This window comes from Nitratireductor sp. CH_MIT9313-5 (assembly GCF_037029545.1).
Taxonomy (GTDB): Bacteria; Pseudomonadota; Alphaproteobacteria; order Rhizobiales; family Rhizobiaceae; genus Chelativorans.
Genome location: NZ_JAYMER010000014.1, coordinates 765,272 through 785,068 on the forward strand (window position 1 = coordinate 765,272; position 19,797 = coordinate 785,068).

At 59.6% G+C, this 19,797-nt stretch carries 20 protein-coding genes; 8 read left to right on the plus strand and 12 right to left on the minus strand.

Going from position 1 to position 19,797, the window contains the following annotated elements; all coding sequences use genetic code 11:
• Window positions 1-9: 9 nt before the first annotated feature.
• The 4 genes from WA367_RS11210 to ettA form a co-directional block, all read right to left on the minus strand.
• Window positions 10-1,167: a beta-ketoacyl-ACP synthase III gene (locus WA367_RS11210; protein ID WP_336056821.1), complete on the minus strand. Its 1,158-nt coding sequence runs from the start codon at window positions 1,165-1,167 to the stop codon at window positions 10-12.
• Between the two features lie 182 nt (window positions 1,168-1,349).
• Entirely contained in the window at window positions 1,350-1,757 is a 408-nt protein-coding gene (locus WA367_RS11215) for a response regulator (RefSeq protein WP_336056822.1), read from the minus strand.
• Window positions 1,754-3,214 (minus strand): sensor histidine kinase, encoded by a 1,461-nt coding sequence (locus tag WA367_RS11220; RefSeq protein ID WP_336056824.1) that lies wholly within the window; start codon window positions 3,212-3,214, stop codon window positions 1,754-1,756. The genes WA367_RS11215 and WA367_RS11220 overlap by 4 nt, the downstream gene beginning before the upstream one ends.
• 83 nt (window positions 3,215-3,297) lie before the next feature.
• Window positions 3,298-4,947: an energy-dependent translational throttle protein EttA gene (gene ettA / locus WA367_RS11225; protein ID WP_336056825.1), complete on the minus strand. Its 1,650-nt coding sequence runs from the start codon at window positions 4,945-4,947 to the stop codon at window positions 3,298-3,300.
• A gap of 103 nt (window positions 4,948-5,050) precedes the next feature.
• On the opposite strand from ettA, the gene WA367_RS11230 reads away from it, so the two are divergent.
• The 3 genes from WA367_RS11230 to WA367_RS11240 all read left to right on the plus strand — a co-directional run bounded on the left by WA367_RS11230 (window position 5,051) and on the right by WA367_RS11240 (window position 8,898).
• A complete protein-coding gene (locus WA367_RS11230; protein ID WP_336056826.1) occupies window positions 5,051-5,980 on the plus strand; it encodes an alpha/beta hydrolase in 930 nt (309 codons plus the stop codon).
• A 96-nt stretch (window positions 5,981-6,076) separates the two neighbouring features.
• The gene (locus WA367_RS11235) at window positions 6,077-7,252 is read left to right on the plus strand and encodes a CaiB/BaiF CoA transferase family protein (protein WP_336056827.1); all 1,176 of its coding nucleotides are present in this window, start codon (window positions 6,077-6,079) and stop codon (window positions 7,250-7,252) included.
• Window positions 7,249-8,898: a thiamine pyrophosphate-binding protein gene (locus WA367_RS11240; RefSeq protein ID WP_336056828.1), complete on the plus strand. Its 1,650-nt coding sequence runs from the start codon at window positions 7,249-7,251 to the stop codon at window positions 8,896-8,898. The genes WA367_RS11235 and WA367_RS11240 overlap by 4 nt, the downstream gene beginning before the upstream one ends.
• A 35-nt stretch (window positions 8,899-8,933) precedes the next feature.
• Here WA367_RS11240 and WA367_RS11245 read toward each other — a convergent pair whose 3' ends face one another.
• The 6 genes from WA367_RS11245 to paaA are packed head-to-tail and all read right to left on the minus strand — an operon-like array spanning window position 8,934 to window position 12,780.
• Window positions 8,934-9,107 carry a hypothetical protein gene (locus WA367_RS11245; RefSeq protein WP_336056829.1) on the minus strand — a complete coding sequence of 58 codons (174 nt, stop codon included), beginning with the start codon at window positions 9,105-9,107 and terminating at the stop codon, window positions 8,934-8,936.
• Window positions 9,108-9,151: 44 nt separating this feature from the next.
• Window positions 9,152-10,231, minus strand: a complete 1,080-nt coding sequence (gene paaE, locus WA367_RS11250) for a 1,2-phenylacetyl-CoA epoxidase subunit PaaE (RefSeq protein WP_336056830.1) — start codon at window positions 10,229-10,231, stop codon at window positions 9,152-9,154.
• Window positions 10,232-10,238: 7 nt separating this feature from the next.
• Entirely contained in the window at window positions 10,239-10,724 is a 486-nt protein-coding gene (gene paaD, locus WA367_RS11255) for a 1,2-phenylacetyl-CoA epoxidase subunit PaaD (RefSeq protein WP_336056831.1), read from the minus strand.
• Window position 10,725: 1 nt separating this feature from the next.
• Window positions 10,726-11,493, minus strand: a complete 768-nt coding sequence (gene paaC, locus WA367_RS11260; RefSeq protein ID WP_336056832.1) for a 1,2-phenylacetyl-CoA epoxidase subunit PaaC — start codon at window positions 11,491-11,493, stop codon at window positions 10,726-10,728.
• Window positions 11,493-11,780 carry a 1,2-phenylacetyl-CoA epoxidase subunit PaaB gene (gene paaB / locus WA367_RS11265; protein WP_336056833.1) on the minus strand — a complete coding sequence of 96 codons (288 nt, stop codon included), beginning with the start codon at window positions 11,778-11,780 and terminating at the stop codon, window positions 11,493-11,495. The genes paaC and paaB overlap by 1 nt, the downstream gene beginning before the upstream one ends.
• Window positions 11,781-11,784: 4 nt before the next feature.
• On the minus strand, window positions 11,785-12,780 hold the full coding sequence (gene paaA / locus WA367_RS11270; protein WP_336056834.1) for a 1,2-phenylacetyl-CoA epoxidase subunit PaaA: 996 nt from the start codon (window positions 12,778-12,780) through the stop codon (window positions 11,785-11,787).
• A gap of 277 nt (window positions 12,781-13,057) precedes the next feature.
• Between paaA and WA367_RS11275 the strand changes: the two genes are divergently transcribed.
• From WA367_RS11275 to WA367_RS11290, 4 genes are all read left to right on the plus strand, one after another.
• Complete coding sequence (locus WA367_RS11275; RefSeq protein ID WP_336056835.1) at window positions 13,058-13,315, plus strand: hypothetical protein; 258 nt, start codon at window positions 13,058-13,060, stop codon at window positions 13,313-13,315.
• Between the two features lie 238 nt (window positions 13,316-13,553).
• Window positions 13,554-14,882, plus strand: a complete 1,329-nt coding sequence (locus tag WA367_RS11280; protein WP_336056836.1) for an aspartate aminotransferase family protein — start codon at window positions 13,554-13,556, stop codon at window positions 14,880-14,882.
• Window positions 14,882-15,169 (plus strand): cupin domain-containing protein, encoded by a 288-nt coding sequence (locus tag WA367_RS11285; RefSeq protein WP_336056837.1) that lies wholly within the window; start codon window positions 14,882-14,884, stop codon window positions 15,167-15,169. The genes WA367_RS11280 and WA367_RS11285 overlap by 1 nt, the downstream gene beginning before the upstream one ends.
• Window positions 15,170-15,183: 14 nt before the next feature.
• On the plus strand, window positions 15,184-16,434 hold the full coding sequence (locus WA367_RS11290) for a Zn-dependent hydrolase (RefSeq protein WP_336057117.1): 1,251 nt from the start codon (window positions 15,184-15,186) through the stop codon (window positions 16,432-16,434).
• 20 nt (window positions 16,435-16,454) lie between these two features.
• Here WA367_RS11290 and WA367_RS11295 read toward each other — a convergent pair whose 3' ends face one another.
• Both WA367_RS11295 and paaZ read right to left on the minus strand, forming a co-directional pair.
• Window positions 16,455-17,156, minus strand: coding sequence for an SDR family NAD(P)-dependent oxidoreductase (locus tag WA367_RS11295; RefSeq protein ID WP_336056838.1), 702 nt, complete (start codon window positions 17,154-17,156; stop codon window positions 16,455-16,457).
• A 63-nt stretch (window positions 17,157-17,219) separates the two neighbouring features.
• Entirely contained in the window at window positions 17,220-19,241 is a 2,022-nt protein-coding gene (gene paaZ, locus WA367_RS11300; RefSeq protein WP_336056839.1) for a phenylacetic acid degradation bifunctional protein PaaZ, read from the minus strand.
• Window positions 19,242-19,336: 95 nt separating this feature from the next.
• Between paaZ and paaI the strand changes: the two genes are divergently transcribed.
• A complete protein-coding gene (gene paaI, locus WA367_RS11305; RefSeq protein ID WP_336056840.1) occupies window positions 19,337-19,780 on the plus strand; it encodes a hydroxyphenylacetyl-CoA thioesterase PaaI in 444 nt (147 codons plus the stop codon).
• The last annotated feature ends 17 nt before the right edge of the window (window positions 19,781-19,797 follow it).

Sequence of the window (19,797 nt, forward strand, 5' to 3'; positions counted from 1 at the left end):
GCGTCAACCTCACATCATGCGCAAGAGCGCACCACCGATGGAATAACCTGCACCAAAAGCGCAAAGCAGGCCGTATTCGCCTGACTTCATGTCCCGATGATTTTCTTCAAGCGCGATGATCGCACCGGCAGCAGCCGTGTTGCCCAGGCGGTCCAGCACGGTTGGAGCGCGGTCAGCTCCCACTTCTTCGCCGAAGGCAAGCTTCAGGATCATGGCATTCATGCGCGCATTCGCCTGATGCAGCCAGAAGCGGCGCATAGTGGCGGGCGTATGATCATAGCCTGCCAGAAAATCGACGATGAACTGGTGACCGGCAACCGTGACTTCCTTGAAGACCTTGTTTCCCACCTGCTTGATCAGATTGCCTTCCATGTGAAGCACGGAAGGATCGTCCTGCGCGAGGCGGCTCAGATGGCCAAAATTCGTACGGATATTGCTGGAAAATTGGGTCCAGAGACTGGTGCCGATGATTTCGAAACGACCGGCCCGCTCCTCTCGCTCACCAAGCCCTTCCACCAGAAACGCAACCGCCGCATCCCCGAAGATGAAGTGCGTCTGGCGGTCACGAAAATCGAGATGGCTCGTAACAAGTTCGGGAACCACGACAAGGATGCGTTGATGTGCACCCGAACGAACGAGATTTGCCGCGACGTGGAGGGCTGCCAATGCTGATGAGCAGCCAAGTCCCATATCGAAAGCAGCGCCACCGGCGCCCAGAGCCTGCTGAATTTCTATGGCAAGAGCCGGATATGGCCGCTGCGGATGCGAATTCGAACAGATGATCAGGTCAAGCTGCTTTGCATCTAGACCGCCGTCACTCAGCGCCCGCTTTGCCGCCCCCAGGCCAAACTCGGCGAGAACCGACAATTCCTCATCAGTGCGCCCGGGTATGCGGGGAGCCATGCGCTCCGGATCAAGAATGCCTTCGCGCTCATAGACATGGCGGTTGCGTATGCCGGAAGCATTGACGATGAACTCGCTGCTGGATTCGCGAACAGCCGCCTCGCCACGCATCGTGCGTGCGGCATTTTCCTTCTCGACCCAGGCATTGTAGCTCGCCACCAGCTCATCATTGCTGATCGATGTTTCTGGTACGGAAACGCCAATGCCGCCGATGACCGTGCGGCTCCTGACCTCGGATCGTGTCGGTGCAGCGGGAATGCTCATTGCGCTGTCACCTGGTCGACGTAACATATCCTGATCCGCTAATAGCTGCACACAGCTGCTCCGGCAGCCAATTCTGCTGAAAGATAACGGATACTATGCCTCACCGCATATGAAAATGCGAAGTGGCCGGTTGTCACGTCCCTTTTGGTAACAGTTTTGCGCCTTCCCGTGGGTTTACGTGATCAGGACGCCTGCTCTTTGGTGGCAAGGGCCTGGCTCAGACCCCGCTGCACATCATCGGCCGTATAGGGTTTCTGCAAAATGGGTCGATGGTGCCATTCCTCTGGAATGCCGGAGCGGTCATATCCGGTCGCAAAGACCAGTGGAATGCCGGCCTCAACTAGAAGCTCGGCAAGCGGAAAGACGGGCGTGCCGCCTACATTGACGTCGAGAATGGCAACATCGGCCTCCACGCCACGCTCCAGATGCTCCTTTGCCTTGTCGAAGCGCATGGCCGGACCAACGACCTCACAACCGAAATCCTCCAGCATCATTTCCAGATTCATGGCGACCAGGGCTTCATCTTCAACGACGAAGACCCGAACATCCTTCAGGTCGCGCACGGCGCTCTTAGCATTGACGACAATCATTGAACGGCCACCTCATAAGGAATTTCAATGCGACAGGAGTAGCCGCTGGGTTCAAATTTGGCTGTAAAAGTGCCGTCGAGTTCGCCCTCCACGACACGGCTGATCATACGACTGCCGAAGCCCTTGTGGCTGGGTGGCTCCACGACCGGGCCATTCTCCTCCTGCCATGCGATGACAAGCTGACCGCATTTCAGATCGACCTCCCAGCTGATCCGGACACACCCCTCAGAAGTGCTCAAGGCGCCATACTTGGCAGCATTGGTCGTGATCTCATGAAGCACGAGAGCAAGCGCGATCGCTGTCTTCGGTTTGAGAACGACCCAACTGCCCTTGCATATGTAACGCTCCGGTCCATAGGCAATCAGTTCCTGGTTCACCAGCGCGCTCAGTTCCGCATTTGCCCATTCCTGCACGCTGAGGATGTTGTGCGCATTGGAAAGGGCCACAATGCGCGCTTCGAAATCTTCACGCGCGCTCTTCAGATCCCGGGCAGTACGCATTGTTTGCGAAGCGATAGATTGAACTGTGGCCAGCGTGTTCTTCACACGGTGATTGAGCTCATCGAGCAGTAGCCGCTGACGCCGCTGGGTGCGCACCGCCTCGGTCCGATCCATGCCCTGGACGAATATGCCGGTAATCTCGCCATTCTCATCCCGGATCGGGTCATAGGTGAAGTCCACGAAAATTTCTCGCGGCTCCTCGCTATCCGGGACCTGGAGCAAAACCTTGACGGCCTCCCCGCTCACCGGTTCGCCGGTGCGATAAACCCCATCGAGCAACTCAATAAAGCCCTGGCTTTCAATTTCAGGCAGCGCCTCGCGAACGGATTTCCCCACCATGGGCCGATTGTTCACCAGACGCATATAGGCGTCATTCGTGAAGGTGAATACGTGGTCTGGACCGGAAAGAACGGCAATGAGGCTTGGGGCCTGCTGGAAGAACCGCCGAAAGTTTTCGCTCTCGGCGTAAATGTCCTGATGCTGCCGCTCCGCCTCACGTGCCCGTTCGAGCAATCGAACTTCATCCAGGCGGAAAGGCAGGTGGGCCGCTTGGCGCAAACGAACCAGATCGGTGACATCCACCGTATTCTGGACGATGAACTCCACCGTCCCCTTGTCGTTCAACAGCGGAATGTGAACTGCAGTCCAGAAGCGCTGCTCCATGCCACCGCCCTGACTGGCAGGGCGAGGTATGTCATAGGGAATATAGGCCAGGGTGTCTTGCTCCCCTGTTTCCAGAACACGCTGGAACGACGCCTTCAGACGCTTGCCGCTTTCGCCTTCATTTGGAAACAGGTCGAAAAGGTACTGACCGATCAGCTCTTCGCTGCTGCGGCTGGTGGCCTGTTCATAAGCCTTGTTCGCCGCAACATAGCGCAGCTGCCGATCTAGAACCATGTAAGGACTGGAGAGCTCCTGAAACAGAAGCTCGAAATTTACCGTCACTTGGTTCCCCACATTCTTTCTGCCCCAACTGAGCCTGAACGCACGGCCTCGCGGATGGTTTCAGCCGGCAACAAAAAAATTGCCGGCTGAAAAAATCATCGCGTAAGCGGCTTGTAAGTCACCCGCTTCGGGTTGACACTTTCCGGGCCCAGACGACGGATCTTGTCCTTCTCGTAGTCTTCGAAATTGCCTTCGAACCACTCGACATGACTGTCGCCCTCGAATGCCAGGATGTGCGTGGCAAGACGGTCGAGGAACATGCGATCGTGCGAGATGATAACGGCGCAACCGGCATAATTTTCCAGCGCGTCTTCGAGGGCTGCCAGAGTCTCGGTATCGAGGTCGTTGGTCGGTTCGTCGAGCAGAAGAACGTTGGAGCCTTCTTTTAGCAGCTTGGCCATGTGAACACGGTTGCGCTGGCCGCCAGAAAGTGTGCCCACCTTCTGCTGCTGGTCCCCGCCCTTGAAGTTGAAGGAGGAGCAATAGGCGCGCGAGTTCACCTCATGCTTGCCAAGCTTGAGGATGTCATTCCCGCCCGAAATTTCTTCCCAGACAGTCTTGTTCGGGTCGAGCGAGTCGCGGCTCTGGTCAACATAACCAAGCTTTACGGTCTCACCGATGCGGATCTCTCCCCCATCAGGCTTTTCCTGTCCCGTGATCATCCGAAACAGCGTGGTCTTACCCGCACCGTTGGCGCCGATCACGCCGACAATGCCGCCTGGAGGAAGCTTGAAGGTAAGATCGTCGATCAGCAGGCGGTCTCCATAACCCTTGGACAGGCCTTCGGCTTCGATCACGACATTGCCCAGCCTTTCACCGGCCGGGATTATGATCTGCGCGTCGCCCGGGCGGCGGTCGCTTGCAGCCTGCACCAGCTCGTCATAAGCGCGGATACGCGCTTTCGATTTGGCTTGACGGGCCTTCGGGCTCGCCGAAATCCACTCGCGCTCGCGCGAAAGAGCCTTGAGGCGGGATGCCTCCTCCCGGCCTTCCTGCTCCATGCGCTTCGCCTTCTTCTCCAGATAGGCGGTGTAATTCCCCTCATAGGGAATGCCGCGGCCGCGATCGAGTTCGAGGATCCAGCCGGTGACATTGTCGAGGAAGTAGCGATCATGGGTGATGATCATCACGGCGCCGGGATATTCCCGCAGATGCTTTTCAAGCCAGGCGGTCGTCTCGGCGTCGAGATGGTTGGTAGGCTCATCGAGAAGCAGAAGGTCGGGCTGACGCAGCAAAAGCTGACACAGCGCCACGCGGCGCTTCTCACCACCTGAAAGTTTGGTCACATCCGCATCGGCAGGCGGGCAGCGCAGGGCTTCCATGGCCATCTCGACCTGACTGTCCAGATCCCACAGATTCTGGCTGTCGATCTTGTCCTGAAGCGCACTCGCCTCCTCCGCCGTCTCGTCGGAGTAGTTCATCATGAGCTCGTTGTAACGGTCGAGAATGGCCTTCTTGTCAGCCACGCCTTCCATCACATTGCCCATCACGTCGAGCGATTCATCGAGCTGCGGCTCCTGTGGAAGATAGCCACAGGTCGCACCCTCCGCGAGCCACGCCTCGCCCGTATATTCCTTGTCGAGACCCGCCATGATGCGCAGCACGGTCGACTTGCCCGCACCATTGGGGCCCAGAATGCCGATCTTTGCATCGGGGTAGAAGGACAGATGGATGTTATCCAGCACCTTCTTGGCGCCATAGGCCTTGTTCAGACCGGCCATGTGGTAGATGAATTGGCGTGCCATGTGGCTCGTCGCACTCCATGATCGTGGGAAAGATTGCCCGCGTATGTAGGCGAAAGGCGCCGGCGGAGCAATGCGCAAGCTATAGGTTCACAGGAGAGTTCGATTGGCCTTCGACACCGAGACCACCCTTCCCTCTCCGACGGGCGCAAGGCTGCATCTGAACATTATGAATGCAAGAAGTGCTGAACTGGCTGTTGTCCACGTCAATCACGGACTTTCCGAGCATTCGGGCCGTTACGCCCGTTTCGCCGCCAGCCTCGCCGATGCGGGTTTTCATGTCTACGCACATGATCACCGCGGCCACGGCCACTCCACTGCACCCGATGCCGAACAGGGCGTGTTTGCAGCCGAAGATGGACCGTTAAAAGTCAGCGACGACATGCGTGCGGTACATCAACACATCAAGAAGGAGCATCCGAGCCTCCCGGTCATTATGTTCGGCCATTCGATGGGCGGGCAACTCGCCCTCTACCACCTCACCCGCTTCCCCAACTCGGTGAAAGCGGCCGCGATCTGGAATGCACCCATCGTGCCCCCTCTTGCAGCACGAGTGGCGAAGCTGGTGCTTGGCTGGGAGCGTTTCCGGCTGGGCAGCGATGTTCCTTCGCGCCTCATGCCTGCCCTTACATTCGCAAGCTGGTCGCGCGCAACGGATGAGAACCGCACCGCATCGGACTGGCTGTCACGCGACCGGGAAGAAGTGGACAAATACATCATGGACCCGCTGTCAGGCTGGCTTCCAAGCGTCTCCATGTGGCGCGACATTTTCGACATCAATCTGGCCATCGCCGACAAAGATGCCTTTGAGGGTGTTCCACGCGATCTGCCGCTCCAGATCGTAGGCGGCGAGGCCGACCCTTCCACCTCCAATGCGAAGGTTACCCGCAAGCTTGCGGCAAGACTTCAAGACGAAGGCTTCTCCAACATCGAATCTCGTTTCTATCCTGACACCCGCCACGAGACGCTGAACGAGATCAACCGCGACGAGGCGACCGGAGATTTCATTGCCTGGGCCAAGCAAGCCTGCCGCTGAGGCGCAACAGCCCAACCGCCTGCGCACTGGCGAGGCAACCACGCATCTGCTACCCCAGCCATCCAGATCATGTCTCTACAGGTTCAACAGACAGAAATGGCAGAAGCACCACTGAAAGGCGTTCGCGTTATCGAACTCGCACGCATTCTGGCAGGCCCATGGGCCGGCCAGCTCCTTGCCGATCTCGGCGCAGATGTCATCAAGGTGGAAAACCCGGCTGGTGGCGACGACACCCGCAAATGGGGACCTCCCTTCGTCATGGGACAGGACGGCGAGAACCTTTCCGCCGCCTACTATCACGCCGCCAATCGCGGCAAGCGCTCCATCACGCTCGACTTTTCCCGGGAGAAGGATTGTGCGCGTCTGAAAAAGCTGATCGCAACCGCCGATATCCTGATCGAGAACTTCAAGCTCGACGGATTGAAGAAGTACGGCCTCGACTATGAGAGCCTGAAGGCCATCAATCCGAAGCTCGTCTATTGCTCGATCACGGGCTTCGGCCAGACCGGCCCCTATGCTGCGCGTGCGGGCTACGATTTCATCATCCAGGGCATGTCGGGTCTGATGTCGATCACCGGTGCCCCGGGTGGCGAACCGCAAAAGGTGGGTGTGGCCGTCAGCGATATCTTCACGGGGCTCTACTCGGTCATCGCCATTCAGGCAGCACTTCGTCATGCGGAGAAGACTGGTGAAGGCCAACACATCGACATGGCGCTTCTGGATTCCCAGATTGCGGCGCTGGGCAATCAGAACCTGAACTATCTTGTTTCTGGTGAAGCACCGGTGCAGATGGGCAACGCCCATATGAATATAGCTCCTTACGAAGTGCTTCCGGTAAAGGACGGCCATATCATTCTGGCGGTCGGCAATGACGGCCAGTTCCAGCGTTTCTGCAAGGTGGTCGGTTTGTCCGACCTCGCAAATGACCCGCGCTTCTCGACCAATCCAGCTCGCGTCACCAACCGCGAAGCCTTGCGCAAGGTTGTCGAGAAACGTTTGGTTGCATGGGAAAAGCAGAAGCTTCTCGCCGAGCTGGAGGCAAATGCTGTTCCGGCAAGCCCTATCAACACCATTGCCGAAGCCTTCGATGATCCGCAGGCCAAGGCCCGCGGCATGAAGCTCGAGCTTGATGATGGTCACGGAAACAAGCTGCCTTCGGTCCGCGCGCCGATGGTGATGTCCGGCACGCCGCTTTCCTATGAGCGGCCAAGTCCGCGACTGGGCGAGCACACGGCGGAAATCCTGCGCGAAATCGGGGAGGAAAACGAATGAAGACCGGTGGTCAGCTGATTGTTGATGCGTTGGAGGCCAATGGCATTGACCGCGTCTTCTGCGTGCCCGGCGAAAGCTATCTCGCAGTGCTCGACGCCTTGCATGATTCCCCGATCAAGACGGTTGTCTGCCGCCAGGAAGGTGGCGCGGCCATGATGGCCGACTGCGAGGGCCGCCTGACCGGCAAGCCCGGCATCTGCTTCGTCACCCGCGGCCCCGGCGCGACCAACGCGTCCGCAGGCGTTCATATCGCCATGCAGGACTCCATTCCGATGATCCTCTTCATCGGGCAGGTGGCAAGCCATGCCCGCGAGCGCGAAGCCTTCCAGGAAGTCGACTATCGCGCCTTCTTCGGCCCCATTGCCAAATGGGCGACAGAGATCGACGACCCGGCCCGCGTGCCTGAAATCGTCACACGCGCATTCGCGGTGGCCACATCGGGACGACCGGGGCCAGTGGTGATTTCCCTGCCGGAAGACATGCTCACCGCTGAAGCAGATGCGCCCGCTCCGCGCCCCTTCACGCCAGTGACAACCCGGCCAGGCCACCCGGAGATGGAAAAGCTCTACGAGCTTCTGAACAATGCGAAACGCCCCTTCGCCATTCTCGGCGGCACGCGTTGGGATGAGGCCTCCGTCTCCGCATTTCAACGCGCAGCCGAAGAATGGGCGCTGCCCGTCGCCTGTTCCTTCCGCCGTCAGATGCTCTTCGACCATCTCCACCCCTGCTATGCGGGCGATGTGGGCATCGGGCCGAACCCGAAGCTCGCCGCAGCTATCAAGGAAAGCGATCTTGTGCTGCTGATCGGTGGACGCTTCGGTGAAATGCCGTCCTCCGATTACACGCTGCTGAAGAGCCCTTATCCCGACCAGACGCTCGTGCACGTTCACGCCGACGCAGAGGAGCTTGGCCGCGTCTACCGCCCGGATCTGGCGATCCACGCAACGCCCGCGGCCTTCGCGACGGAATTCGCCAAGACGAAGCCGCATGCGGTGCCTGATTGGGAGCCGCGTACGGAAGAACTGCACGCGAATTATCTCGACTGGTCCACGCCGCCTGTCTCAGGACCCGGAGCCGTTCAGATGGGACCCATCATGCAGCATCTTGAAGACGTGCTGTCGGACGACGCCATCTTCACCAATGGTGCGGGCAATTACGCCACCTGGATACATCGCTTCCACCGCTTCCGCCGTTTCGCAACGCAAGGCGCGCCCACATCGGGCTCGATGGGCTACGGCGTACCGGCCGCGGTATCCGCCAAGCTGCGCTTTCCCGAGCGTGAGGTGATCGCATTCGCCGGTGATGGCTGCTTCATGATGAACGGTCAGGAATTTGCCACTGCCGTGCAATATGACCTGCCGATCATCGTAATTGTGGTCAACAACGGCATCTACGGCACGATCCGCATGCACCAGGAGCGCGAATATCCCGGCCGCGTGTCAGGAACCGATCTCAGGAACCCGGACTTCGCCGCCTTGGCCCGCGCCTATGGCGGACATGGCGAGACGGTGAAGGAAACCGGCGAGTTCGTTGAAGCGTTCAAGCGCGCACGCGAAAGCGGCAAGCCTGCGATCATCGAGATCCAGCTTGATCCTGAGGCGATTACACCGGTGAAGACCCTCACCGATATCCGCGAGAAGCGCTGAAACACCGGGCCACGCGGGGCGTCATGCCTCGCGGCTCAGTTGCGCTGGCTAGAGAACACCGCACCACTGGCAGCGCCAACGGCGATCCCAATGGCAATTCCAACAGGCGTGTTGGCCAGCATCACGCCAAGCACCGCACCCAGCACGACGCCGAGCGCGATGGAGACACCCATACCGGGCGCCCTCGATTTCGAGATTTTTTGGTTCATGGGCATAACATAGCCCGTTCAAGTGACGAGACAGTGGCAGGAATCTACGCTGCGTCGAAATCGAGAATTAGCTTCCGTGTCTTGGGTCGCGTCTGGCACGCAAGGGTAAAGCCGGCCTCCACCTCCCAAGGCTCCAGTGAAAAGTTTACTGCCATCTCGCCCTCACCCTCCACCACCCGGCATCTGCAGGTGCAGCACATGCCACCAGCGCATGAATAGGGAAGTTCCAGGCCTGCCTTGTGGGCGGCATCCAATACGGTGTCGGTACTGTCTCTCACTGCAAAACTGCGGCGCACCCCGTCAAGAAGCACCTCCACTTCAACGCCGTCACGAACCACCTTCTCCGTTTCTACAGAGGCTTTGCGGGGCGCAGGTGCCTCACCCGAAGGCGTGAAACGCTCGAAGCGGATCCTGTTGGCGTCCACACCCATGGCCCGGAACTTCTCCGAAACTTCGTCGATCATGGCCCCGGGTCCGCACAGAAAAACACCATCCGCTGCCAGGGGATCGATTAGCCCTGCCTGCGCGAGTTCCTCCATCTTTTTCGCGGTGATCCTGCCGTTGAACAGGTCCACATCCTGCTTCTCCCTTGAAAGCAGATGCACCAGCGTGAACCGCTGCATGTGGCGGTCTTTCAGATCGTTGAGTTCTTCAAGGAACATGATCGTGTCCGTCGCCCGATTGCCATAGACGAGCGTGATGGTGCTCTCCGGCTCATGGGTCAGGACTGTCTTGGCAATGGAAAGCATCGGCGTGATGCCGGAACCTGCTACAACAAGCAGATAATCATGCCGTTCACCTTTGAGCGCGGTGAAGCGCCCCTGAGGGGGCATCACGCGCAGGCTTGCGCCTACCTGCAGCTGCTCGTTCACATAGGTGGAGAACCGTCCGTCGCGAACCTTCTTTACTCCCACTCGCAGATGAGGGTCCCCCGGCGCCGAGCAGATGGAGTAGGACCGACGTGCCTCCTCGCCGTCTATATCTGCGGCCAACGTCAGATACTGCCCGGGCTGGAACTGAAACGTCTCTCGCATCTCATCTGGAAGCTCGAATGCAATGGCAATCGCATCGGCTGTCTGACGCTCTATCGCGGCAACTTTCAGCTCATGAAATCGCGGTGCCATATTCACCTCAGATGCATTTGAAATAGTCAAAAGGCTCGCGGCACGACATGCAGCGATAAAGCGCCTTGCAGGCCGTGGAGCCGAATTCCGACACACGCTCACTCTCGACACTGCCACAGCGCGGACACTCCACGGCCGTCGCGCCAAACAGCGCCCGCACCGAATTGGACGCCTTCAGTGGCGGGGCGATGCCGTACGCTTTCAGCTTTTCCCGTCCCGCCGGGGTTATCCAGTCGGTCGTCCATGCAGGTTCCAGAACGCGCTCGATCTTCGGCTGAAAGCCGGCCTCAAGGAGTGCAGTTTCCACCGCCAGCTCGATCGCCAGAACAGCCGGGCAGCCGGAATAGGTTGGTGTCAGCCGCGCAATGGCCTTATCGCCCTCCACCTCCACGTCCCGCAGAATGCCAAGATCGGCTATGGTGACGACAGGGATTTCCGGATCGGGAACGGCCGCCGCGGCCTGGTAGGCACGTCCATGGGTATGGGCGTCCATATCACCACTCCATCCCCGGGTAAGCGCGCTGCATGAACTGCAATTCGGCGAGCAGATAGCCCATATCCTCACCGTGCAAACCGCTTCGCCCGCCAGACTGGGCGAATGGATCATCCACCCATTCAAGTTGTGCTTCGGCAAAGATTGGCAGAATGATCGCGTCGAAGGCCGGGCGCAGGCTATGTGGATCAGGCGCGATACCGGCCCCGGCGATCTCGCTGAAAACCCCGTCGCTCTCGAACATCTCGTCGACATAAGGCGCCAGGGCGTCCACTGCAGCTTTCATACGGCCGGCACTTTCAGCCGTCCCGTCACCAAGCCTCACCACCCACTCGCCCGCATGGCGAATGTGATAGGCAACTTCTTTCACCGCCTTGCCGGCTATGCCGCGCAGCCTCTCATCGGTGGAATTCGCAGAAGCTTGCCAGAACGGCTCCATGGAAGCCGCAAAGTAAAGCTGGCGCAGCATGGTGTGGGCAAAGTCCCCGTTCGGACGCTCGACCATCAGGAGATTGGTGTATTCGCGCTCGCTTCTGAGATAGGCGAAGTCATCCTCACCGCGCCCGCGCCCTTCCACCTCGCCGGCATATTGGTAAAGCGCACGCGCCTGGCCGATGAGGTCCAGGGCCATGTTCGGCATGGCCAGATCCTCTTCCAGCATCGGCGCATGTCCGCACCACTCCGAAAGGCGATGGCCGAGGACCAGATGATCGTCCGCCAGCCGCAGGAGGAAAGTGAGCAGTATGTCTTTGGCAACTGCGGCGCCCATCACATATGCCCCACATCATCGGGGATGTCATAGAAGGTCGGGTGACGGTACACCTTCGACATGGCCGGCTCAAAATTCTCGTCCTTCTCCTGAGGGTCCGAGGCAATGATTGCTGACGAAGGCACTACCCAGATCGATGTCCCTTCCCCACGCCGGGTATAGACATCGCGTGCGGCCTGCAGCGCCAGCACCTCGTCTGCGGCGTGAACCGACCCGCAATGCTTATGCGCCAGCCCGTTGCGCGGGCGGATGAAGACTTCCCAGAGCGGTGTTTCGTTCTTCGTCATTTTCTCACTCCGCTGCCGCACGCGCCGCATCGCGCCGCGCATTTCGCTTCCGCGCATGGGCCACTGCAGCCTCACGCACCCACGCGCCCTCTTCCCAGGCTTTCCGACGTGCCGTGATACGATCACGGTTCATGCGCCCGCCGCCTTTCACGACGCGCCAGAACTCATCCCAGTCTATCGGACCGAAGTCGTACCCGCCCTTCTCTTCGTTCCATTTCAGTTGCGGGTCCGGAATGCTCAGTCCGATAAACTCTGCCTGCGGGACTGTTGCATCGACAAACTTCTGACGCAGCTCGTCATTCGTGAACCGCTTGATCTTCCACTTCATGGATTGATCGCTGTGCTGGCTTTCCGCGTCGTGAGGTCCGAACATCATCAATGAAGGCCACCACCAGCGGTTCAGCGCATCCTGCGCCATCTCCTTCTGTTCCGACGTGCCGCGGGCAAGCGTCATCATGATCTCGTAGCCCTGGCGCTGGTGAAAACTCTCTTCCTTGCACACGCGGATCATCGCACGCGCATAAGGACCATAGGAGCAGCGGCAAAGCGGGATCTGATTCATGATCGCTGCGCCATCCACCAGCCAGCCAATGGCTCCGATATCCGCCCATGTTATGGTGGGATAATTGAAGATGGAGGAGTATTTCGCCTTTCCCGACAAAAGCTCCTCGGTCATCTGCTCACGCGAAACGCCGAGTGTCTCCGCAGCCGAGTAGAGATAGAGGCCGTGACCACCCTCATCCTGCACCTTCGCAAGAAGTGCCGCTTTCCGGCGCAGGGTCGGTGCCCGCGTGATCCAGTTGCCCTCGGGCAGCATGCCCACGATTTCCGAATGCGCGTGCTGCGCGATCTGGCGCACCAACGTCTTGCGATAACCTTCGGGCATCGCATCATTCGGCTCGATCTTCTCATCCGCGTCGATCCGGGCCTGAAAGCGGGCGAGGAACGCCTCATCTTCCTCCGTTTCGGTCTTCGCGCCAATCAGCCCCTGGGCATACATGGCTTCTCCTCCGTCTGTGCCGATGGTCCGACAACGGATGAAGTGTAACAAATTTAAAGATTGACGGCAATATTTCGTAACACGTCACGCGTCCAGCGGCTGTTTTCCCGACAAATTGGTGCACACTGCGACGATTTGGTCGCTGAACACAACTTTCTGTGACGGATTGTGAGTTGCCATCGCGGAGAACATCAGTAGGTTGCGACCTGCGGTGTTTTACCGTGTTATAGATGCATATATTTTTAATCAAAGTACTGATTTTTCAGGAGATTTTGCAGTGAAGAAACTTGCACTCACCACGCTTTTCACCCTGGCTGCTGTACAGGCTGCATCCGCCCACAGCTTCCAGCCGAGCGAGCCGAATTCCGGCCCTGGTTCCTATCGCGCCAACTCCATGATGATGGTTGACCGCTCCATGCACACGGCCAGCGTCGGTGCCACGCGGCGCGCGCCTGCGGGCTTTTCTGCTGCGAACGGCTTTGCCGTCAGCGACAGCAACGACCGTCCAGAGCCGACCTTCTATCGCGTTCGTTAATTCGGCCACGTCATCGAGTACAAGCGGCAGGCAATGCCTGCCGCTTGCCCCACTGAACACCCCATCCTCTCAGCAAAAGCCGGTCAGATCACTGGACCAATTTACAGGTCCAGATTGGCGCGCGAAGCATCCTTTTTCATTGCCTATGGTGCGCCCCATAGCCAAACTGGCGCAACGGACTTAAAGGCAGCGCACACAAGCGCCTGAAGTCCTCGGGGAACATGATGGGAGTGACACGATGCTGAACCGGCCAGCCTCCAAGCCGAACGACCTCAATGCATTCTGGATGCCGTTTACGGCCAATCGGCAGTTCAAACAGGCGCCACGCATGTTCGTCTCGGCCAAGGACATGCACTACACCACCGATGACGGCAGGCAGGTGCTCGACGCGACATCCGGCCTGTGGTGCGTCAATGCCGGCCACTGCCGCCCGAAGATCACAGAGGCGATCCAGCGCCAGGCGGCCGAACTCGACTACGCACCGGCTTTCCAGATGGGCCATCCCATCGCCTTCGAATTCGCTTCAAAGCTTGCAGCCATCGCACCGGAAGGCATGGACCATGTCTTTTATACCAATTCCGGTTCGGAATCGGTCGAGACTGCCCTCAAGATCGCGCTGGCCTATCATCGCGCGAAGGGTGACGGTTCGCGCTTCCGCCTGATAGGCCGTGAACGAGGCTATCACGGTGTTAATTTCGGCGGCATTTCGGTAGGTGGCATCGTCGCCAACCGCAAGATGTTCGGCACGCTTCTGACAGGCGTCGACCATCTGCCCCACACCCATCTGCCAGAGCAGAATTCCTTCACCCGCGGTGAACCGGAAACGGGCGAAGACCTGGCAGACGCGCTGGAGCGTATCGTCACTCTCCACGACGCCTCGACCATCGCAGCCGTCATTGTCGAGCCGGTGGCAGGTTCGACCGGCGTTCTCATCCCGCCCAAGGGCTATCTGAAGCGCCTGCGCAATATCTGCGACAAGCACGGCATTCTCCTGATCTTCGACGAGGTCATCACCGGCTTCGGCCGCCTCGGTACGCCCTTCGCCTCCGACTATTTCGACGTGATCCCGGACATCATGACCACCGCCAAGGGCGTGACGAACGGCGTAATTCCCATGGGTGCGGTATTCGTGAAGAAGGAGATCCACGACGCCTTCATGAACGGCCCCGAGCACCTGATCGAATTCTTCCACGGCTACACCTATTCCGGCAATCCGATTGCCTGTGCGGCGGGCATTGCCACGCTTGAGACCTACCAGGAAGAAGGCCTCCTCACCCGCGGCGCGGAACTGGCGCAATACTGGGAAGATGCCCTGCATTCCCTGAATGACGCGCGCCACGTCATCGACATTCGCAATATCGGTCTTGTGGGCGCAATCGAATTGGAGCCAATGGCCGGCCAGCCCACCAAGCGCGCCTTCACCGCATTCCTGAAGGCATTCGACGAAGGCGTTCTCATCCGCACCACCGGCGACATCATCGCGCTTTCCCCGCCGCTCATCGTTGAACGCGAACAGGTCGACCGCATCGTGGACTGCATCCGTTCGGTTCTGGCGGAAATCGACTGATGGTGCGGCCGAAGGCTACGCACCGGGTCGAGGTCGATGACGAGCGGGTGCGCGTCACCCGCTGGGACTTCGAGCCCGGCGCGGAAACGGGGTGGCATGTCCATGGCTTGGATTATGTCATCACCACCATCACCCCCTGCTCTCTCCTTCTGGAACTACCGGGTGGCGACACGAACCGTGTGGATATGGAGGCTGGCTTCAGCTATCGCAGGGCTGAAGGCGTGGAGCACAATGTCATCAACGCAGGCGATGCACCGATGACCTTCGTTGAAGTGGAACTGAAATAGGAATGGATAACAGCATGGCCGCACCGGGCGAGAACATGAAGATCAATGCCGACCGACTGTGGGATTCCCTCATGGAGATGGCAAAGATCGGGCCCGGAATTGCGGGCGGCAACAACCGCCAGACCCTTACCGATGAGGATGCGGAAGGCCGCGCGCTCTTCGCAAAGTGGTGCGAGGAAGCCGGCCTTTCAATGAGCGTGGATGACATGGGCAACATGTTCGCCCGCCGCGAGGGAACCGATCCCGACGCCCTGCCCGTCTATGTCGGCTCCCATCTCGACACCCAGCCGACCGGTGGAAAATATGACGGCGTCCTGGGCGTATTGGGTGGCCTTGAAGTAGTCCGCACCCTGAATGATCTCGGCGTAAAGACGAAACACCCCATTGTTGTCGTCAACTGGACCAATGAGGAAGGCTCTCGCTTCGCACCTGCCATGCTCTCCTCCGGCGTCTTCGCCGGCCTTCACGACCGGGAATGGGCCTATGACCGCACCGATGCACAAGGCAAGCGCTTCGGCGACGAGCTCGAGCGTATCGGCTGGAAGGGTGAAGAGAAGACCGGCGAGCGCAAGATGCACGCCTATTACGAACTTCACATCGAGCAGGGTCCGATCCTGGAAGACGAGTTCACCGATATCGGCGTCGTCACCCATGGTCAGGGCCTGAAATGGCTGAAGGTCACGTTGACAGGCCGCGAGAGCCACACGGGCTCAACGCCCATGTACAAGCGCCGCAACGCCGGCCTTGGCCTCGCCCGCTTGACCGAGCTTGTCCACGAGATCGCAATGGATTTCCAGCCCGATGCCGTCGGCGCCATTGGCCATGTGGAAGTCTATCCGAACTCGCCGAACATCATCCCCGGCCGCACCGTCTGCACCATCGACATCCGCTCCCCCGACAAGCGCATCCTCGACCAGATGGACAAGCGCATCCGCGCCGGCACGGAAACGATCTGCGATGCGCTGGGCATCGACCACGAGATCGAGATGGTCAATCACTTCGATCCCGTTGCCTTCGACGAGAAGCTGGTGGAAACGGTTCGCAAGGCCGCAAAGCGCCTGAGCTACAGCCACATGGATATCGTCTCCGGGGCGGGACACGATGCCTGCTACATCAACCGCGTCGCTCCCACCGCCATGATCATGTGCCCCTGTGTCGGCGGCCTTTCCCACAACGAGGCTGAGGAGATCGACAAGGAATGGGCGCAGGCAGGCACGGACGTGCTTCTGCATTCGGTGCTGGAGACGGCAGAACTGGAAGCCTGACCCCGCGAAGAGCGCCTCTCCTACCAGGGCAGGCGCTCTCCACTGCGATCGAGGAAACTGCCTGTATCTTCCGGGGTCAACCGGTCGATCAGCGCAAGTATCGCCGCAGCGCTTTCGTCGGGCTGTTGTACAGTCAATCCGCTCTTGGCAAAGGGGCCGGATAACCCACTCTCCACGGTGCCCGGATGCAGCGCCACGCATATGCTCTGACGGTGCGTGCGGCTCCACTCGATGGCAGCCGTGCGCACGAACTGGTTCAACGCAGCCTTGGAAGCGCGATAGCTGTACCAGCCGCCAAGACGGTTATCGCCGATCGACCCCACCTTCGCCGAGAGCGTGGCAAAGGCGACCTTCCCCTCCCGCGGCATGCGCTTGAGGAAGTGCTTCATCAAAAGTGCGGGACCCATTGCATTGATTCGGAAATTGGCTTCCATCGCCTCGATCGACAATGCGCACAGGGCTTTCTCCGGCTGTATTCCACCTTGATGGAGAAGACCCGTCGCATCCACGACCAGACGCACCTGACCAGCATTGACTGCATGTTGTGCGGCAGCAGCGATGCTGGCTTCATCCGTAAGATCAAGCGCAGGTACGGATCGGCGGGAGAACCTGATAACAGACCGAAAAGTAGCCGCAGCTTCAAGCAGACCGGCAATCGCGCTTCCGATGGCCCCGTTCGCGCCAATGACAACGGCAATGCTGTCCCTATCGAAAGTTTTCAAGCCGCATCTCCTCTGGCTGCCTGTTCAAGATAGAGCAGCAGGCAGCCAGAAGAAGCGTCAGGCTCACATCGCATTCATGGTCAGAAGCTCATATCCTGCCACCTGCGCGTCCGTCTCGTCATAGACGCCTACATCCCAGCGCACTTCGCCATAGTCGTCATTGCGCCGCGTTTTCTGCTTGACCGTCAGGCGCACCTTGAGTTTTGCCCCCGGCTCAACCGGCTTCATGAAGCGCAGATTGTCGAGACCGTAATTGGCCAGAACCGGCCCCGGATCGGGATCGACGAACATGCCGGCTGCGAAGGACAGGATGAGATAGCCGTGAGCCACGCGCCCGGGGAAGAAGGGATTGGCTTTCGCGGCTTCCTCATCCATGTGGGCGTAAAACGTGTCGCCCGTGAATTCCGCAAAATGCTCGATATCCTGCAGCGTGACCTCGCGCGGCCCCGCCCAGAGCGTCATGCCCGATTCCAGCTCGCCGAAGCGTAGCCGGAATGGATGGCGCTTTCCTTCTCTTGTTTGCGCACCCGGCACGTAGCGCTTGGTGATGCCTGCCAAGAGGTCTGGACTGCCTTGGATCGCGGTGCGCTGCATGTAGTGCATGACACCCCGGATGCCTCCCATTTCCTCACCCCCGCCAGCGCGCCCGGGACCGCCATGCACCATGTGCGGCAGCGGCGAACCGTGACCGGTCGCCTCCTTGCCCGTGTCACGATTGGCAAAGTAAAGCCGCCCGTGAAACGCGCCCGAGCCGAGCACCACCTGCCGCGCGACATCCCGCTCATGGGTGAAGACCGATGCGACCAGTGATCCTTCTCCACGATTTGCAATCTGAAGCGCATGGTCGAGATCGCGATATGGCAGAACCGTCGATACTGGTCCAAAGGCCTCCACCTCGTGAAGCCGCGCAGCGCCGTCTGGGTCATCTGATGTCAGCAACGCCGGCGACATGAATGCACCGCGCTCGGCATCGACACCGCTCAGGCGGCTGTCATCTCCGAAGACACGCCGCGCTTCGCTTTCCAGAACCGCCAGCTTTGCACGTACATCTTCCCGTTGATCCAGGCTTGCCAACGCCCCCATGCGCGTCGCCTCCTCACGGGGATCACCGACCACCGTCTTGTCCAGCCGCGCAACCAGTGCTTCCACCACCGCATCGCGGTGCGCCTGCGGCACAAGCACCCGCCTGATCGCCGTGCATTTCTGCCCGGCCTTCGCCGTCATCTCGCGATGCACCTCGCGAATGAAACAGTCGAACTCTGCGCTTCCCGGCTCAGCGTCAGGCCCCAGGATGCTGGCATTCAGCGAATCCTGCTCGGCGATGAAGCGCACCGAATTCCGCAGCAGGTTTTCCTTGCCTCGCAGCATGGCAGCCGTGGCGGCCGAGCCTGTGAAGGAGACGACATCCTGTCCTCCAAGACGGTCGAGCAGATCACCTGTCGAGCCACTTATGAGCTGCACGGACCCTTCGGGCAGGAGGCCCGATCCGATCATCATACGGAAACAGGCATGAGTGAGCCACGCCGTTTGCGAGGCAGGCTTCACGATGGCCGGGACACCAGCGAGGAAGGTTGGCGCCAACTTTTCCAACATGCCCCAGACGGGGAAGTTGAAGGCATTGATGTGAACCGCCACGCCCTTGAGCGGTGTCGCCACATGTTGCCCGATGAAGCTGCCGGAGCGCGAGAGCTGCTCCACTGCGCCATCGACATAAACATTATCATCCGGCAGCTCACGCCTGCCCTTCGAAGCAAAGACGAAAAGCGTGCCGATGCCGCCATCAATGTCGATCAGCGAGTCGGCCTTGGTCGCACCCGTGTCGTAGGAAAGCTCGTATAGCGCCTCTCGCCTCTCATTGAGATATTGCGCCAGTGCCTTCAGGATATGCGCTCGCTCATGAAAGGTCATGGCTCGAAGCGCGGGGCCGCCCACTCTGCGCGCATGGTCGAGCATGGCAGCATAATCAAGAGAGGAACCTATGCGCGCCACGTCACGTCCGTCGGTGGCACTTTTCAGGGTTAGCGCCCCCTCACCCGGTGCGACCCAGCGCCCGGCCGCAAAACTCTCCACTGGAATGATCGACACGGCCAATCTCCTCCTCAACTTCCTGCGAGCATTATTGACCGACCGGTCGGCTTATGCAACGCTCCCTGCAGGTCTTGCCGTGGGAGGAGTGGTGAATGACCGATGTGCAATTGTCTGCGCAGGAAGTCGCGGAAAGATCCTGCGGTTCAATGTGGGCGCGAGATGAAGCTTCGCGATGGCTGGGGCTGAAGCTGGAGGAGGTCGCGCCCGGTCAGGCGACCGTTTCTCTCAAGGTGGAAAAACATCACACCAATGGCCACGGCATCTGCCATGGCGGTTTCATTTTCACGCTGGCGGATTCCGCCTTCGCCCTGGCTTGCAACTCGTACAACCAGACAGTGGTGGCGCAGCAGAACTCGATCACCTTCATCGCGCCGGCACGGCTTGATGATCTGCTCGTTGCCGAAGCGCGCGAGGTTTGCCGCTCGGGGCGCTCCGGCATCTACGACGTGGCGGTGAAGAACCAGAAGGGTGAGTTGATCGCAGCTTTTCGAGGGAATTCGCGGCAGATCAAAGGCCAGCATTTCACGCAAGAATAGGCATTGTCGTGGGAGGA

Bases quoted from the DNA above. Each gene is read 5' to 3' on its own strand.
- WA367_RS11210 (WP_336056821.1), bottom strand. From the start codon at position 1,167: ATGAGCATTCCCGCTGCACCGACACGATCCGAGGTCAGGAGCCGCACG.
- WA367_RS11215 (WP_336056822.1), bottom strand. From the start codon at position 1,757: ATGATTGTCGTCAATGCTAAGAGCGCCGTGCGCGACCTGAAGGATGTT.
- ettA (WP_336056825.1), bottom strand. From the start codon at position 4,947: ATGGCACGCCAATTCATCTACCACATGGCCGGTCTGAACAAGGCCTAT.
- WA367_RS11235 (WP_336056827.1), top strand. From the start codon at position 6,077: ATGGCAGAAGCACCACTGAAAGGCGTTCGCGTTATCGAACTCGCACGC.
- WA367_RS11240 (WP_336056828.1), top strand. From the start codon at position 7,249: ATGAAGACCGGTGGTCAGCTGATTGTTGATGCGTTGGAGGCCAATGGC.
- WA367_RS11245 (WP_336056829.1), bottom strand. From the start codon at position 9,107: ATGAACCAAAAAATCTCGAAATCGAGGGCGCCCGGTATGGGTGTCTCC.
- paaE (WP_336056830.1), bottom strand. From the start codon at position 10,231: ATGGCACCGCGATTTCATGAGCTGAAAGTTGCCGCGATAGAGCGTCAG.
- paaD (WP_336056831.1), bottom strand. From the start codon at position 10,724: ATGGACGCCCATACCCATGGACGTGCCTACCAGGCCGCGGCGGCCGTT.
- paaC (WP_336056832.1), bottom strand. From the start codon at position 11,493: ATGGGCGCCGCAGTTGCCAAAGACATACTGCTCACTTTCCTCCTGCGG.
- paaB (WP_336056833.1), bottom strand. From the start codon at position 11,780: ATGACGAAGAACGAAACACCGCTCTGGGAAGTCTTCATCCGCCCGCGC.
- paaA (WP_336056834.1), bottom strand. From the start codon at position 12,780: ATGTATGCCCAGGGGCTGATTGGCGCGAAGACCGAAACGGAGGAAGAT.
- WA367_RS11280 (WP_336056836.1), top strand. From the start codon at position 13,554: ATGCTGAACCGGCCAGCCTCCAAGCCGAACGACCTCAATGCATTCTGG.
- WA367_RS11285 (WP_336056837.1), top strand. From the start codon at position 14,882: ATGGTGCGGCCGAAGGCTACGCACCGGGTCGAGGTCGATGACGAGCGG.
- WA367_RS11290 (WP_336057117.1), top strand. From the start codon at position 15,184: ATGGCCGCACCGGGCGAGAACATGAAGATCAATGCCGACCGACTGTGG.
- paaI (WP_336056840.1), top strand. From the start codon at position 19,337: ATGACCGATGTGCAATTGTCTGCGCAGGAAGTCGCGGAAAGATCCTGC.